At 49.1% G+C, this 16564-nt stretch carries 18 protein-coding genes; 17 read left to right on the top strand and 1 reads right to left on the bottom strand.

What is annotated here, in order from left to right:
- The first annotated feature begins 79 nt into the window (after positions 1–79).
- From Q7C19_RS09225 to Q7C19_RS09180, 10 genes are all read left to right on the top strand, one after another.
- Entirely contained in the window at positions 80–1222 is a 1143-nt protein-coding gene (locus tag Q7C19_RS09225; RefSeq protein WP_375091982.1) for an RNA polymerase factor sigma-54, read from the top strand.
- Positions 1213–1473, top strand: coding sequence for a glutaredoxin family protein (locus Q7C19_RS09220; RefSeq protein WP_035409973.1), 261 nt, complete (start codon positions 1213–1215; stop codon positions 1471–1473). The genes Q7C19_RS09225 and Q7C19_RS09220 overlap by 10 nt, the downstream gene beginning before the upstream one ends.
- Positions 1474–1588: 115 nt before the next feature.
- A complete protein-coding gene (locus Q7C19_RS09215; protein WP_023469218.1) occupies positions 1589–2617 on the top strand; it encodes a sugar-binding transcriptional regulator in 1029 nt (342 codons plus the stop codon).
- Between the two features lie 53 nt (positions 2618–2670).
- Entirely contained in the window at positions 2671–3678 is a 1008-nt protein-coding gene (gene gap / locus Q7C19_RS09210) for a type I glyceraldehyde-3-phosphate dehydrogenase (RefSeq protein ID WP_035409970.1), read from the top strand.
- Positions 3679–3799: 121 nt separating this feature from the next.
- On the top strand, positions 3800–4984 hold the full coding sequence (locus tag Q7C19_RS09205) for a phosphoglycerate kinase (RefSeq protein ID WP_290772986.1): 1185 nt from the start codon (positions 3800–3802) through the stop codon (positions 4982–4984).
- A 27-nt stretch (positions 4985–5011) separates the two neighbouring features.
- Entirely contained in the window at positions 5012–5764 is a 753-nt protein-coding gene (gene tpiA / locus Q7C19_RS09200) for a triose-phosphate isomerase (protein ID WP_023469215.1), read from the top strand.
- Complete coding sequence (gene gpmI, locus Q7C19_RS09195; protein ID WP_064299425.1) at positions 5765–7312, top strand: 2,3-bisphosphoglycerate-independent phosphoglycerate mutase; 1548 nt, start codon at positions 5765–5767, stop codon at positions 7310–7312.
- 59 nt (positions 7313–7371) lie between these two features.
- Positions 7372–8664, top strand: coding sequence for a phosphopyruvate hydratase (eno, locus tag Q7C19_RS09190; RefSeq protein WP_087681330.1), 1293 nt, complete (start codon positions 7372–7374; stop codon positions 8662–8664).
- 267 nt (positions 8665–8931) lie between these two features.
- Positions 8932–9843 (top strand): acyl-ACP desaturase, encoded by a 912-nt coding sequence (locus Q7C19_RS09185; protein WP_375091981.1) that lies wholly within the window; start codon positions 8932–8934, stop codon positions 9841–9843.
- Between the two features lie 12 nt (positions 9844–9855).
- Positions 9856–10104 carry a hypothetical protein gene (locus tag Q7C19_RS09180; RefSeq protein WP_230088506.1) on the top strand — a complete coding sequence of 83 codons (249 nt, stop codon included), beginning with the start codon at positions 9856–9858 and terminating at the stop codon, positions 10102–10104.
- Between the two features lie 138 nt (positions 10105–10242).
- Here the strand turns inward: Q7C19_RS09180 and Q7C19_RS09175 are convergent, their stop codons facing one another.
- Positions 10243–10563 carry a hypothetical protein gene (locus tag Q7C19_RS09175; RefSeq protein WP_023469210.1) on the bottom strand — a complete coding sequence of 107 codons (321 nt, stop codon included), beginning with the start codon at positions 10561–10563 and terminating at the stop codon, positions 10243–10245.
- Positions 10564–10698: 135 nt separating this feature from the next.
- Between Q7C19_RS09175 and Q7C19_RS09170 the strand changes: the two genes are divergently transcribed.
- From Q7C19_RS09170 to rbsC, 7 genes are all read left to right on the top strand, one after another.
- Entirely contained in the window at positions 10699–11043 is a 345-nt protein-coding gene (locus Q7C19_RS09170; RefSeq protein ID WP_290752343.1) for a hypothetical protein, read from the top strand.
- Positions 11044–11400: 357 nt separating this feature from the next.
- Positions 11401–11640 (top strand): hypothetical protein, encoded by a 240-nt coding sequence (locus Q7C19_RS09165; protein WP_290772977.1) that lies wholly within the window; start codon positions 11401–11403, stop codon positions 11638–11640.
- Positions 11641–11838: 198 nt separating this feature from the next.
- Positions 11839–12819, top strand: a complete 981-nt coding sequence (locus tag Q7C19_RS09160; RefSeq protein ID WP_375091980.1) for a LacI family DNA-binding transcriptional regulator — start codon at positions 11839–11841, stop codon at positions 12817–12819.
- The gene (gene rbsK, locus Q7C19_RS09155; protein WP_214805370.1) at positions 12816–13694 is read left to right on the top strand and encodes a ribokinase; all 879 of its coding nucleotides are present in this window, start codon (positions 12816–12818) and stop codon (positions 13692–13694) included. Before Q7C19_RS09160 ends, rbsK begins: the two co-directional genes overlap by 4 nt.
- A complete protein-coding gene (gene rbsD / locus Q7C19_RS09150) occupies positions 13691–14080 on the top strand; it encodes a D-ribose pyranase (protein ID WP_214805368.1) in 390 nt (129 codons plus the stop codon). Before rbsK ends, rbsD begins: the two co-directional genes overlap by 4 nt.
- Positions 14081–14092: 12 nt before the next feature.
- Positions 14093–15571 (top strand): sugar ABC transporter ATP-binding protein, encoded by a 1479-nt coding sequence (locus Q7C19_RS09145; RefSeq protein WP_313586960.1) that lies wholly within the window; start codon positions 14093–14095, stop codon positions 15569–15571.
- 1 nt (position 15572) lies between these two features.
- Positions 15573–16541, top strand: coding sequence for a ribose ABC transporter permease (gene rbsC / locus Q7C19_RS09140; protein WP_050678685.1), 969 nt, complete (start codon positions 15573–15575; stop codon positions 16539–16541).
- Positions 16542–16564 lie beyond the last annotated feature (23 nt).

The following is a 16564-nucleotide window of genomic DNA, read 5'->3' as shown; positions in this document are numbered from 1 at the left end:
CTCAAGCGACTCAAAAAGGGGTTCAGAGCATGTTTTTTAAAACGTTTCTTCTATAATAAGAAGTGAGGGAGGGAAATCGATGGATCAACGCCAGGAACAAACGCAACAGATGACGTTATCGGCGTCACAACAGTATCAGTTACATGTACTTGAGCAACCAGCGGCAGAACTAGAGGAGGAATGGCGACGGTTGAAACGACGGTTGCATCGTCATTACCCGAATCAGGTTTCGTTAGAGGCCGAGCAGATGGCAGGACATTTGGCATCCTATGAAGACGAGCTTCTTGCACAAATACGTTTAGAATCAGTCAGACAGGAAATAGGATATATGGCGGAACAACTCATCGTGTATTTAGAAGCGGACGGTTTATTGCGGACATCGGACGAGGAACTCGCTGCATCCTTCTCGACCGATGTCGCAACGATTACAGAAGCACGGACACTCTTACAACAATGTGAACCAGTCGGCATTGCTGCCCGCTCGGAACGCGAGTGCCAGTGGTTACAGGCGGTCGAGCTAGACGACGCAGAATTGATCGGACTGACGAATCGGTTGCGACATGAACCGGCGAGTCAAGTATTCGCGCAGTTCAGTGAGCCGGACCGAACGCGGTTGCGAAAACGACTGACACGACTGAGCCGGACACCGGATCTTCCTAAAGAAGAACGATTGGTCATGGCAGAAGCACGGATTCACCTGTTAGATGGAAAACTTCAGATCGACTGGATGACACTCGACATGGATCAGAAGTGGCTCGGATTAAAAGAGGCAACGCCTTTTTTGCGCGCGTACGAACGACGTCGCGTTACGATGCATGCCATCCTCTCGGTCTTGCTTGAGCGACAAGAACGCTGGTTCAAGGGAGAACTGCATCTTGAGCCACTGACGAAAAAACAAGTCGCTGAGGCGACGGGGCATCATCCGTCAACGATTGGTCGAGCGATTGCTGCGAAGTATGTCGAGACGGTTCATGGTCTCGTTGCTTTAGAAGACTTGTTCGTCTCACGGACGACAACCGGAGATTCGAGTTTTTTAATTAAACGGCGGATCGCCGAATACATTCAACATAGCGATCGTCCGTTAAGTGATCAGCAATTGACGGATCGTCTGCAAGCAGACGGTCTGACAGTCGCGCGACGGACGGTTGCGAAATATCGGGCAGCACTTGGTTTAACGAAAAAAACGATGCAGCAAAGGAAGGCGCAATCAGAATGGGATTAAAACGACACAGACACTTAACACTCTATTCACGTCCGGGATGTACGCTATGTGAAGAAGCCGCCATCTTACTCGACTTCGTACTCGATGAGTTTCCGGAATGGACATTCGAGGAAGTCAACATCGATCAGGATGAAGCGCTCAGTCTACGGTTCTTATATGAAATTCCGGTCGTCATGCATGACGAGGAAATCTGGAGTTATGGCAAATTTGATACGGAAACGATAAGAAACCGCTTACTTCAAAAAACTTGAGAAACGAGACTTGCAAGGCGAGAAATGGACTGTTATGATAACGGTGTACCAAGTGGGACACGTTATGACATGCGGGACAGAAAGCGTCCAGCTACTTGAGAGGAGAGGGAAATACATGATTCGGCAGTTAGTCCAGATCCAAAAACGAATCGTGCCTGATCTGATCGAAGAAATGCAGACACGCTACGACATCCTTCATTACGTACGACTGATGCAACCGATCGGACGACGTACGCTTGCGACAAGCCTTGGCTTGACGGAACGCGTCTTACGTCGGGAAGTCGACTTCTTGAAGCAGCAAGACCTCCTAGAGGTCGCGACGCAAGGGATGTCCTTAACGGATGAAGGACGAAATGTTCTTCGCAGCATGCACAGCATCATGGGAGAACTCGCAGGGATCTCAGACATGGCGAAAGCCTTGAAAGAGAGACTTGGAGTACGGGACGTCGTCATCGTACCGGGTGATTCCGATGAGACCTTCTGGGTACAACGAGACATGGGGCGGGCGACCGTCGCACGACTCAAACGAGAGCTTTCTTCAGACCATCACAATACGATCGCTGTCACAGGCGGTACGACGATGGCTTCCGTCGCGGCGATGATGTCGCCAGACAAGGAACACCGTCCAATGACGTTCGTTCCGGCACGCGGAGGACTGGGAGAAACGCTCGAACTACAAGCGAACACAGTATGCTCACGGATGGCGTCACGCGCTCAAAGTGATTATCATCTGCTTCACATCCCCGACATGGTCAGCACGGAGACGTTCGTCAAGATGATCGAAGAGCCGAGCATAAAAAATGTGCTTCAAATGATTAAAGGTGCTTCAATCGTGGTACATGGAATTGGTGAGGCGAAAACGATGGCAAAACGTCGTCGCGCGTCTGAGGATCTCCTGACCCGACTGGAACATGAACAGGCAGTAGCGGAAGCATTCGGATATTACTTCGACCGAGACGGGAACATCGTGCACCGGGTCAAGACGGTTGGTCTCCAACTGGCTGACTTGAAGCAAGTCGAACACGTCATCGTCGTCGCAGGTGGTCATTCGAAGGCAGAAGCGATCAACGCCTATGTGAAACAGTCGCCGGACATCATCCTGATCACGGATGAAGGCGCAGCAGCTTCGATTTTGAAAGGGTAACCCCCTTTTGAATAATAGATAACTCGCTTTACATTAAAAGGAGGAAAATTATCATGGCAGTAAAAGTTGGTATTAACGGATTTGGACGTATCGGACGTTTGGCACTTCGTCAAATTCTTCAATTCGATGGAATCGAAGTAGTCGCGATCAACGACCTTACAGACACTAAAATGCTTGCACACCTTCTCAAATATGATACGACTCAAGGTCGTTTCGACGGCGAAGTTGAAGTACACGACGGTTACTTCCTCGTCAACGGTAAAGAAATCAAAACACTTGCTAACCGCAACCCAGAAGAACTCCCATGGGGCGAGCTCGGTGTTGACATCGTTCTCGAATGTACTGGTTTCTTCACAGACAAAGAAAAAGCTGAGCTTCACTTAAAAGCTGGCGCTAAAAAAGTCGTTATCTCTGCACCTGCAACTGGCGACATGAAAACAGTCGTCTTCAACACGAACCACGAAATCCTTGACGGAACTGAAACAGTTATCTCTGGTGCTTCTTGTACTACAAACTGTCTCGCGCCAATGGCTAAAGTTCTCCAAGATCAGTTCGGAATCGTTGAAGGTCTCATGACTACGATCCACGCTTACACTGGTGACCAAAACACACTCGACGCTCCACACCCTAAAGGTGACTTCCGTCGTGCACGTGCGGCAGCAGCAAACATCGTTCCAAACTCAACTGGTGCTGCAAAAGCAATCGGTCTCGTTCTTCCAGAACTTCAAGGTAAACTTGACGGATCTGCACAACGTGTACCAGTCGCTACAGGTTCACTCACTGAGCTCGTAACTGTACTTGACAAAAAAGTTTCTGTAGAAGAAATCAACGCAGCAATGAAAGCAGCTGCTAACGAGTCTTACGGTTACACTGAAGACGAAATCGTTTCTTCTGACATCGTTGGTATCTCTTACGGATCACTCTTCGATGCAACTCAAACTAAAGTCATGACAGTCGGCGACAAACAACTCGTTAAAACAGTTGCTTGGTATGACAACGAAATGTCTTACACTAGCCAACTCGTTCGTACACTCAAACACTTCGCAGAAATCGCTAAGTAATTCGAGCAATTAAATAGCAATTGAATAAGAGCGGAAACGATATCAGTCTCCGCTCTTATTGCGGAAAAAAGCGGGAGGGGCATTCGCCCCTCACTATACGTAAGAGACGGAGGACGAATGTATGAATAAGAAATCGATTCGCGACATCGATGTACAAGGAAAACGCGTATTTACACGCGTGGATTTCAACGTACCGTTGGAAGACGGTAAAATCACGGATGACACACGGATCCGTGCTGCACTCCCAACGATCAAACACTTGATCGACGGCGGAGCAAAAGTCATTCTCGCTAGCCACATGGGTCGTCCAAAAGGCGAAAAGAACCCTGAGTTCTCACTTGCACCTGTCGTAGCACGCCTCAGCGAATTGCTTGGTAAAGACATCAAGCTCGTTGAAGAAGCATACGGTCCAGTTGCAGAAGAAGCAGTCAACAAACTCGAAAACGGCGATGTCGTCGTCTTAGAGAACGTTCGCTTCTACCCTGGTGAAACGAAAAATGACGAAGAGCTCGCTAAAGGATTCGCGAAACTCGCTGACGTCTTCGTCAACGACGCGTTCGGCGCAGCACACCGTGCACACGCATCGACAGAAGGTATCGCACACCATGTCGACACTGCAGTTGCCGGTCTTCTCATCGAAAAAGAACTTCAAGTTCTCGGTAAAGCTCTTTCTAACCCAGATCGTCCGTTCACGGCAATCATCGGTGGTTCGAAAGTAGCAGATAAAATCGGTGTCATCGATCACTTACTCGACATCGTCGATACGTTGATCATCGGTGGCGGCTTATCGTACACGTTCCTCACAGCTCGTGGTATCGAAGTCGGTACTTCACTTCTTGAGGTCGATAAAATCGACCAAGCGAAGGAATTCATGAAGAAAGCAGAAGAAAAAGGCGTTAAGTTCCTCATGCCAATCGACTGTGTCATCACGAAGGAATTCGGAGAAGAAACATATGTCGGACCACGTGACATCACAGAGATCCCAGCAGATCACATGTCACTTGATATCGGTCCAAAAACGGTTGAACTCTATGCAGAGGCAATCAAGAACTCGAAACTCGTCGTCTGGAACGGACCGATGGGCGTATTCGAACTCGATAAATACGCAAACGGTACAAAAGGTGTCGCGCAAGCTCTTGCGGACAGTGATGCGTACTCAATCATCGGCGGTGGCGACTCAGCTGCTGCGGCAGAGAAATTCGGTCTTGCTGACAAAATGAGCCACATCTCTACAGGTGGTGGAGCAAGTCTCGAATTCATGGAAGGGAAAGCTCTTCCTGGTGTCGAAGCGCTAAACGACAAGTAATCTAAGTTCACAAGGGAGTGTTTCTCAATGCGTAAACCAATTATCGCAGGTAACTGGAAGATGAATCTGACGCTCAAGGATGCAGTCGCATTCGTTGAGGAAGTCAAAGGAGCTGTACCTGCTTCGACGACAGTCGACGCAGCCGTCTGTGCGCCAGCAGTATTCTTGGCACACTTGACAGAAGCAGCAGCTGGTACGGATCTTAAGATTGGTGCTCAAAACATGTACGACAAAGAGAGCGGTGCGTTCACTGGTGAAATCAGCCCGCTCATGCTCAAAGAACTCGACGTGACATACGTCATCCTCGGTCACTCTGAGCGTCGTGAGTACTTCGGCGAAACAGATGCGTTCATCAACAGCAAAGCGAAAAAAGCGTTCGAGCACGGTCTCGTTCCAATCGTTTGTGTAGGTGAAACACTGGAAGAGCGTGAAGGCGGCAAGTTCGAAGACGTCATCCGCGAACAGACAGCAAACAGCCTTAAAGGTCTTACTGTCGACCAAGTGAAAAATCTCGTCGTTGCTTACGAGCCTGTCTGGGCAATCGGAACAGGTAAATCAGCGACAGAACAAGATGCACAAGATTCTTGTAAATTCGTCCGTGACGTCGTTGCAGCTGAATTCGGTGCTGAAGCAGCAGAAGCTGTCCGCATCCAATACGGTGGTAGCGTCAAACCGGAAAACATCAAAGAATATATGGCTCAACCAGACATCGACGGCGCGCTCGTCGGCGGTGCAAGTCTTGAGACAGGATCGTTCCTCAAACTGTTGGAGGCGATTTAAATGAAAAAACGTCCAGTCGCACTGATCATCCTTGATGGTTTTGGTATGCGTGACGAGGAGTTCGGAAATGCCGTTACGGCGGCAAACAAACCGAACTTCGACCGTTACTGGGGTCAATACCCGCATACGTTGTTGAATGCGAAAGGCGAATACGTCGGTTTGCCTGAAGGTCAAATGGGGAACTCAGAAGTGGGTCACCTCAACATCGGTGCAGGTCGCGTCGTCTATCAATCGCTATCCCGAATCAACAACGCGGTCAAGGATCGCTCGTTCTTCTCGCGTCAAGCGATGAACGATGCGGCAGGTCACGTGAAGAAATACGGTTCAGCGCTTCATATCTTCGGTTTGGTCTCTGACGGTGGAATCCACAGTCACATCAACCACTTATATGCGGTGCTCGAATTCGCGAAACTTCACGAAATCGAAAAAGTCTACCTCCATGCTTTCACGGACGGTCGTGACTGCGACCCACAATCGGGCGCTGGTTTCCTCCGTGACGCGCAAGCGAAGATGGATGAATTGAATGTTGGACAATTCGCGAGTATCTCTGGTCGCTACTATGCGATGGATCGCGATAACCGTTGGGAGCGCGTCAAGAAAGTCTATGACGTCATCACGTTCGGTGAAGGTCCAACGACGAAGGATCCAATCGGCATGGTTGAAGCTTCGTACAAACAAGACGTAACGGATGAGTTCATCGAACCAACTGTTGTCGTGCAGGAAGACGGTACGCCAGTCGCACCGATCCACGATAACGATGCGATCGTGTTCTTCAACTATCGTCCTGACCGTGCGATTCAGCTTTCGAAAGTCTACAAAGAAAAAGGTGGCTTCGACGGTTTCGAAATTCCGGACAACGCACCGAAGAACCTGCTACTCGTCTCAATGACGAAGTACTCGGATGCGATTGATACGGACATCGTATTCCCGCCTGAAGACATCAAGAATACGCTGGGTGAGACATTGTCAAAACAAGGTCTCAAACAGCTACGCATCGCGGAAACGGAAAAGTATCCGCACGTCACGTTCTTCTTCAACGGACAACGTGAAGAACCATATGAAGGGGAAGATCGGATCTTGATCCCTTCACCAAAAGTCGCGACATACGACTTGAAACCGGAGATGAGCGTCTATGAAGTTACAGATGCCCTCGTCGACGCAATCAACTCGGACAAACACGACGCGATCATCCTCAACTTCGCTAACCCGGATATGGTCGGTCACTCGGGTATGCTCGAGCCGACGAAAAAGGCGATCGAAGCTGTCGATGAGTGTCTTGGGAAAGTCGTTGACTTGATTCTCAGCAAAGGCGGCGCGGCAGTCATCACGGCTGACCACGGGAACGCGGATAAAGTCCTCAATGCGGACGGCAGTAAGATGACGGCGCATACGACAGAACCCGTTCCATGTATCGTGACGGTCGAGGACGTCGAACTCCTTGAACCACTCACAGGTGCACTCGCTGACCTCGCACCAACGGTCCTTGATCTCCTCGGAGCGGACCAACCAGCAGAGATGACTGGTAAATCGATCGTATTGAAGAAATAATCCCGTCGATCGAAAGAATTACAGCACATATTTCTTACACACAAAAGGAGCGAATTTAAATGTCAATGATTACAGAGATTTACGCACGCGAGATTCTTGATTCACGCGGTAACCCAACAGTAGAAGTAGAAGTTTATACAGAAGATGGCGGTTTCGGTCGCGCACTCGTACCATCAGGTGCATCAACTGGTGAGCACGAAGCAGTCGAACTCCGTGATGGCGATAAAGCACGTTACCTCGGAAAAGGTGTTTTGAAAGCTGTTGACAACGTCAACGAAAAAATCGCACCAGAAATCATCGGTTACGATGTCTTCGACCAAGCTGGAATCGATAAAAAGATGATCGATCTCGACGGTACGAAAAACAAAGGTAACTTCGGCGCTAACGCAATCCTTGGTGTTTCTATGGCTGCTGCACGTGCTGCTGCAGATGAGCTTGGTCTTCCACTTTACACATACCTCGGTGGATTCAACGCGAAAACATTACCAACACCAATGATGAACATCATCAACGGTGGATCACACGCAGACAACAACGTGGACTTCCAAGAGTTCATGATCATGCCTGTCGGTGCTCCAACATTCAAAGAAGCACTTCGTATGGGTGCTGAAATCTTCCACGCGTTGAAATCAGTTCTTAGCGGAATGGGTCTTAACACAGCAGTTGGTGACGAGGGTGGATTCGCTCCAAACTTGAAATCAAACGAAGAAGCAATCACAGTTATTCTTGAAGCAATCGAAAAAGCTGGCTACAAAGCAGGCGAAGATGTTTACCTTGCAATGGACGTCGCTTCTTCTGAGTTCTACGATAAAGCAGCTGGAAAATACAACCTCGCTGGCGAAGGCAAAGTCCTTTCAACAGAAGAGCTTGTTGAATTCTATGCACAACTCGTTGACAAATACCCAATCATCTCAATCGAAGATGGCTGTGACGAAAACGACTGGGATGGTCACAAACTCCTTACAGATCGTATCGGACACAAAGTCCAACTCGTTGGGGATGACTTGTTCGTAACGAACACTGAGAAACTTGCTGAAGGTATCGAAAAAGGCATCGCTAACTCGATCCTCATCAAAGTTAACCAAATCGGTACGTTGACTGAAACATTCGACGCAATCGAAATGGCTAAAAAAGCTGGTTACACAGCTGTCGTTTCTCACCGTTCTGGTGAAACTGAAGATTCAACGATCGCTGACATCGCTGTTGCGACAAACGCTGGTCAAATCAAAACTGGTTCACTTTCACGTACAGACCGTATCGCGAAATACAACCAACTTCTCCGCATCGAAGACATGCTTTCAGACGTTGCTGTCTACGACGGAATCAAATCATTCTACAACCTCAAGAAGTAATTTCAGGTTGATCGTTTGAATAAGCTATAAGGAAAACCTCCTATTCGTGTGATACGTACACACCGGATAGGAGGTTTTTATATCAAGCAATGTCAAACATGAAAATCGCTTTAGTCATCAAAACTATGATGAACTGTCAAAAAATTGATTCATCTGAGTAGATGACTAAAATGTTATACTCATAAATAAGTGCAAATCAAATAGTTATAGGCATTAATTACATCTTGCTCGATACAGATGACAAATACGTCTAAAGGAGATACGATCATGCTAAATTCAGATTTAGATATCCGTTTAGAACCACGCATTCAAGAGTTATATCGACTACACAAGGAGCGTTCAGCCAACATCGACTGGAGCTACCACGAATTCATTCCGTGGGATAAGGCGATGTCGTTCAAACGCGTCCCTTGGGACGAAAGCCAAGTCACGCTTCCAGAAGGTGTCATCGTCGCAATCGAGACGGCATTGCTGACAGAGGTCAACTTACCGTGGTATACGTCGCACTTAGACTATACGTTCAAGAACTCGATGGAAGTCATCAATGACTTCGTCCGGACATGGACAGCAGAAGAAGATCAGCACTCGAACTTACTCGAGACATATTTACTCGTCACGCGAAACGTCAATCCAACGCGACTTCATCAATTAAGAAGACGCGTCGTTGAAAACGGCTGGTTCCCGGACTTCACGAACCCGCTAGCAACAATGGCGTATACGTCACTGCAAGAGTTAGCGACACTCGTCTTCTATAACAACGTTGCGAAAATCGCGGGGGCACACGACAAAGACTTAGCAACGCTACTCCGTCGTCTAGCGAAGGACGAAGCGCTCCATTATGCGTTCTACCGTGACACGGTCAAAGCACACCTAGAGCTTGACCCGAACTTCATCGTCTTCTTCGAAGACGTCATCATCAACTTCTCGATGCCAGGTGCTGTCATGCCGGACTTCACGGAACGGATGAAGACGATTGCTGTTGATACGAACTATGGACCACTCCAATACTTCGACCAAGTATTAGACGTCGTCGTCAAATTCTGGGGCATCGCTGATTTAGAACCGACAAACGAAGAAGCGAAACAATCTCAAGCGAACATCATGAAATATCATGGACGTTTAAAACGTATCAAGGAACGTCAAGAGCGCCAACTCGAAAAAGCGAAGATTGACGCGTAAGGAGGAATGAAGATGAAGTGTGAAATCTGTGGAACTGAAACGAACAACCAAGTCAGTTACTTGGAACTCGACACGTGGGAATTCAACTCATTGAACAAAGAAGCAAAAGATTTTTATCCGATCTGTTTTGATTGCTTCGACAAGCATACGAATCAGTTCATCGATCAAGAGATGGATCTCGAATTACGTAAAAAACGTTCGCAAATGGTCAACAAAGAAGTAGAAGCTGAAATCGAAGCGATTCTTGAGGTTGAGAATTAAGTTGTCTTTACCATACGTGAAGGGAAGCAAAACCGGTAGTGCTTTGGCGCTATCGGTTTTTTATTATCACTAAAAAAAGCAGTTATCTCTTGCTTCACATGTTTTGTGAGAGAAGAAATAGCTGCTTTTAACATGAAGTCAGTCTTCAATAAATGTAACGAGATAATGATGGGCAGAATGAAGCGGTGCACGGGTCACGAAAAAGTCCGGGAGATCGACATCGATTCCCAATTCGCGCAGTGTATCGGGATCCAAACATTCCTGAATCAAACGTTTGATGTCTTGTAACAGTTCATCGTGCAAGTTCGCTTCCTTCGGAAAGGCACGTTTCGCGTCATCGCGCAACAATAGCACGATAGGTGGTAGACCTCGTAAGAGATCGACCTGAAGGGGCTGCTGATGACGTTCGAAATAATCATTCAGACAACTGACGACCCTCATCGAGTGTTCTTCTTTCATCCGATCCCAACTCTCTGTATGTGACTGTAACTCTCTAGCTATTCCCTAATTGAAGTGAGGATATGCATGGAAACTGGAAATCAAGTATTACGAGGACGCTGTTCGGGGTAGAACTAGAGGGAAGGGGGAATCGACATGCTATTTCGGTTTTTGGTTTTAGGGCTTGATACGTCGATTGGTGACATCCCGTTGCGCCTCATCTATTTTACGGAACTCATACTATTCATCGGTTTGTATCAAATCACGAGCCGGTTTTCGCGTCAGAGTCTGATTTTTGGAACGGCACTCGGAATTGGTGGACTGATTGCCATCTTACCCGGTGCGCTCTATATCATCCGTTATAATCCGGAGGATGCCGTCATCGATGTCACGTTCCTATTGATTTATTTGTTTGAGCCGCTGGCAATCGTTGCGTTCGTTGTTGCTTTGATTCGGCGTTTGTTCGTGAAGCGAAAAAGAGCCGGGAAAGCAAAAAGATGAAAGACTTGTCAGTTAGACTCCGATTGTTCATTGATTTCCGTCCAAGACGTCGCTTTCCGCGGGCGGAAGGCAAGCCTCCTCGTCGCGTGTGCTCCTGCGGGGTCTTGCCTATTCCGCTCTTCCCGCAGGAGTCTCCGTCTTTTCCGAAAATCAACAATCTAACGTGCTACTGAGAGGACAAGAAATACACCGTAAGATGGCGTGACGCTGTCTTGCGGTGTATTTGCGTATGCACCCAAATACTTTCTTTCAATAGTGTAAGGAAGAGTAACTGGAAGAATATTCTATAATAGAGGGAGAGCGAAATTAGATAGTAGTCGGTTTCGTAAGATCCTGGTGATTATAGGAGTGACTTGCATGCATAAAATACTGTTCGGATTGTCCGTCTTAAATAGTCTCTACATTACGAATAACTTTTTTACGTATTCCGATAGTTTTCTTAATGCGCCACTCGGCATCACGACCGTTATTGCTGTGGCATTGATGTTTCTAAACGACAGCGTTAAAAAAGATAAACCGTCGTTGTATACGAAAGCGACGGATGGATTAGGATTCATTAATATTCTGATTGGTCTCTCGCTGATCGTCTTTATTTAAGACATGATTCAGAGTGTTCAAGTGCATGATCATACGAAATGATCGTAAGTCTGACGCCGTGTCAGGCTTCTTTTTTGTGGTTCAATCCAAAAACTCGAAAAAAATAAAATATATTTTAAAGAAAAAAGATTGATGTGTAACCGGTTACACAATATGATGATTCTTGTAAGCGTTATCAAAAGAAAGAGGTGGCGAAACATGTCGACCATCCGGGAAGTAGCGAAAGCGGCACATGTCTCCGTCGCGACGGTCTCACGCGTCATGAACGAAAAGGGTTATGTCAGTGAGAAATCGCGTAAGGCGGTGCTTCAGGCAATCAAACAATTGGACTATCGACCGAACCGAGTCGCGCGATCGTTGTTCCAAAAACGGTCCGGACTGATCGGATTGATCGTTCCAGACATCACGAACCCGTTCTTCCCACAACTCGCACGGGCTGTGGAAGATATGGCACATCAACATAGTTTTCAGGTCATTTTGTGTAACACAGACGAACAGTTTCAGAAAGAACGCGAATATATCAAGTCACTCGAGGCGATGCATGTCGACGGATTGATCATCACAACGAACTACTCAAACAATCCGAACTATGAAGAACTCGAAGTGCCGGTCGTAGCGTTAGACCGTGTGTTACAAGGAGCGATTCCAACGGTGACGTCAAACGGATACGAAGGCGGGAAAAAGGCAGCTTCGTTCTTACTTGCTTCTGGTGCGACGGAGCTAGCAGTCATCAGCGGTCCCTCGAAACTCCCGACGATCAAGAAACGCCGGGACGGCTTTGAGGAAGTCGCCGGAACCCATCTCGTCGCAAGCATCGAGTCACCGTTCCACTTTCAAGGAGCGCTCGATGCCGCGAACTATCTCTTTGATCACTATCACTGCAACGGCATTTTTGCCGCGAGCGATGTCATCGCTGCAGCAACGGTGCAAGTCGCTGCGGAACGCGGGATCACGATTCCGGACGAGCTACAAGTGATCGGCTATGACGGCATCGAACTCGGACAAATGATTTCACCACCGTTGACGACGATTGCGCAGCCGATCTATCAAATGGGAGAACTGGCGGCGAAACTTTTGATTCAGCGGATTGAAGGCACACCGATTGCCGCCGTTCATCATGAGTTGACAGTTGAGATCATCGAACGGGAAACGACGAAACGGAAGGATGAGGAAGCATGAAACAAATCAGTGTCATCGGCAGTATCTCGATGGATCTCGTCGTCGAAAGTAAACGCCGCCCAGGCGCAGGCGAAACGGTCATCGGGGATGCCTTTCATACCGTACCGGGCGGAAAAGGGGCGAACCAAGCAGTGGCGGTCGCGCGTCTCGGCAGTACCGTCGAAATGATCGGTTGCGTCGGCAGTGACGCAAACGGTGAAGCGATTCGCGAAAACTTCAAAACGCAAGGAGTACAGACGACACACTTGCAAACGATTGAAGGCGAACGGACGGGAACGGCACATATCACGCTCGCTGAAGGCGATAACTCGATCGTCGTCGTTCAGTCTGCTAATCAACATGTGAAATTTGCGGATGATACACTCGCGCCGATTCTCGCAGACAGTGAAATCATCTTACTACAGCTCGAGATTCCAATCGAAACGGTCGAGACCGTTGCTCGCGAAGCACATGCAGCCGGCATTCCAGTCGTCTTGAATCCAGCACCGGCGATGTCACTCAGTCCGGAATTGATTGAACACGTCACATACTTAACGCCAAACGAACATGAATGTGGCTTGATCTTCGGACAAGACCAGCCAATCGAACATTGGTTGATGGAATATCCGAATAAATTGATCGTGACCGAAGGCAGTCGCGGGGCACGCTTCTACGACGGTGAGTCGATCGTGACGATTCCAGCGATCGAGACGACCGTCGTTGATACGACTGGAGCAGGGGATACGTTCAACGGCGCCTTAGCCGTTGCCTTAACGGAAGGACAATCGCTCGTCGAAGCGATTCGTTTCGCGAACCGGGCAGCCGGCTTATCGATCCGCGCGCTTGGCGCTCAAGGTGGCATGCCAACACGGGAACAGATGGAGGGAGACGCATGAAGAAACACGGTATCTTAAACAGTCATATCAGCAAGGTCCTGACCGATCTCGGTCATACCGATACGATCGTCATCGCCGATTGCGGCTTACCGATTCCAGACGGGGTCGCCCGAATCGATTTAGCACTGGAACTCGGCACACCGTCATTCCTCGACGTCGTCCGTGTCGTCGCCGGTGACATGGCGATCGAACAACTGACACTGGCGACAGAAATCAAAGAAGCGAATCCGGATGTACTCGAGCAACTCGAAGCCATGCAGATCGAGACGGCGTTCGTCTCGCATGAAGAGTTCAAGAAATTGACGCAGCAAGCGAAGGTCATCATCCGGACTGGGGAAGCGACACCGTACGCAAATGTCATCTTCCATTCCGGCGTAATCTTTTAAGGGGGTCATGCGATGCGTATCGAGATGACAGGTATCAAAAAAGCATTCGGGCCTGTTCCCGTCCTGAAAGGTGTCGACTTCGAACTCGCTGCGGGTGAGATCCATGCCTTGATGGGAGAGAACGGTGCCGGGAAATCGACGCTGATGAAGATTTTGACCGGTGTTCATAAAGCGGACGCAGGGACGATCCGCGTCGATGGACAGGACGTCGAGTATAAGAATCCGAAACTTGCCGAAGAGGCGGGGATTGCCTTCATCCACCAGGAACTGAACATCCTCCCGGATTTGACGGTGACGGAGAACTTGTTCCTCGGACGAGAGTTGAAGTCACGCTTCGGGATTCTCAAGCAAGGGGAGATGAAGCGGCAGGCAGAACGTGAACTCGCCGAATTGAACGTCTTCATGGACGTCGATCAACTCGCTCGGACGTTATCGGTCGGTCAGCAACAGATGATCGAGATCGCAAAAGCTTTGATGACGGACGCGAAGGTCATCATCATGGATGAACCGACAGCCGCACTGACAGAGCGGGAAATTCGCGCCTTGTTCAGCGTCGCGACGGCACTGCGCAATCAAGGTGTTTCGATCGTTTATATCTCGCACCGGATGGAGGAAATCTTTGAGCTTTGTGACCGGATCACCGTTTTACGGGACGGGATCTCCGTCTCGACGCACGCGATTCCCGAGACATCGTTCGAACAGATCGTCCGAGAGATGGTCGGTCGTGAGATGGGCGAAAGGTATCCGGACCGTGATGTGTCGATCGGTGAGACCGTCCTTGAGGTCAAACAGGCGAGCGGGAAACGGTTTGACGATGTCTCGTTCTCCGTCAAGGCGGGTGAAATCATCGGCTTCTCAGGTTTGATGGGCGCTGGGCGGACGGAAGTCATGCGCGGGCTGTTCGGGGTCGATCGCCTGAAAGAGGGAACGATTGAACTGAACGGACAGTTGCTGAAAATCAAGACACCATACGATGCGATTCGCCAAGGAATCGGCTTTTTGACCGAAGACCGCAAAGGCGAAGGCTTGTTCCTCGACTTTTCACTGCGCGAGAACATCTCACTGCCAACGATTCGTTCGTTATCCCGGTCTGGTGTCATCAAGGATCAGGCAGAACGCGATTTCGCGGAAGGATATTTGAAGTCACTTTCGGTCCGGCACAGCTCGATGGACCAGCCGGCGAAGTCATTGTCCGGTGGGAACCAACAAAAGGTCGTCCTCGCGAAATGGCTCGGGACACAACCGGAAGTCTTGATCCTCGACGAACCGACACGTGGTGTCGACGTCGGGGCGAAGAAAGAGATTTATCTCATCATGAACGAACTCGCTGCGGCGGGTGTCGCGATCATCATGGTCAGCTCGGACCTCCCGGAGATTCTCGGGATGAGCGACCGGGTCTACGTCATGCGCGAAGGCAAGATGAGCGGCATGTTGACACGACAGGAAGCGACGCAAGAAAGCATCATGACACTTGCGACAGGAGGACAATGATATGGAATTGATGCAAGGCAAGGTAACGGAAGCAAAACCGAGACGTCTTGGGATCGGACAAAAGCTTGGACCACTCGCAGGATTGTTCGCGATCGTCCTCGTCGTCTCGATCATGGAACCGGACTTTTTAACACTGAATAATCTATTTAACATCTTACGGCAAGTCTCGATCAATGCCTTGATTGCCTTCGGGATGACGTTCGTCATTCTGACAGGTGGGATTGATTTATCAGTTGGCTCGATTCTCGCCCTCTCGTCCGCCTTCGTCGCGGGTCTGATGACGGACGGAACATCAGCGTTGATCGCTGTTCTGGCTGGTCTAATCGTCGGAGCTGTCATGGGTGCGTTAAACGGGATGGTCATCTCGCTCGGGAAAGTCGCACCATTCATCGCAACACTTGCGACGATGACGATCTTCCGCGGATTGACGCTCGTCTATACGGACGGGAAACCAATCACTGGTCTGAGCCAAGGTGGCTGGTTCGAACTGTTCGGACGCGGCTACTTCTGGATCTTCCCAGTACCGGTTCTAACGATGTTGATCGCCTTCGCGGTTCTCTACTTCATCTTGAAGAAGACGACGTTCGGTCGCTATACGTATGCGATTGGTGGTAACGAAGAAGCAGCAAAGTTGATGGGGATTCAAGTCAATAAAGTCAAAATCATGATTTACTCCCTCTCAGGGTTGATGGCGGCACTTGCCGGAATCATCCTGACGTCTCGTCTGAACTCGGCACAGCCGACGGCGGGGACATCGTACGAACTCGACGCCATCGCAGCGGTCGTCCTTGGTGGGACGAGCCTCTCAGGTGGTCGTGGCTGGATTGTCGGTACCTTGATCGGTGCCTTGATCATCGGAACACTGAACAACGGACTTAACTTGCTTGGTGTCTCCTCGTTCTTCCAACTCGTCGTCAAAGGTTTAGTCATTTTGTTCGCGGTACTCGCGGACCGGAAACAAGCAGCATAACCCACACTCAAAAAGGAGGATTT

The organism is Exiguobacterium sp. PHA03 (genome assembly GCF_041945985.1).
Taxonomy (GTDB): Bacteria; Bacillota; Bacilli; order Exiguobacteriales; family Exiguobacteriaceae; genus Exiguobacterium_A.
Note: the sequence above shows the minus strand (reverse complement) of the source record. Positions and strands in the feature narration are given on the sequence as shown.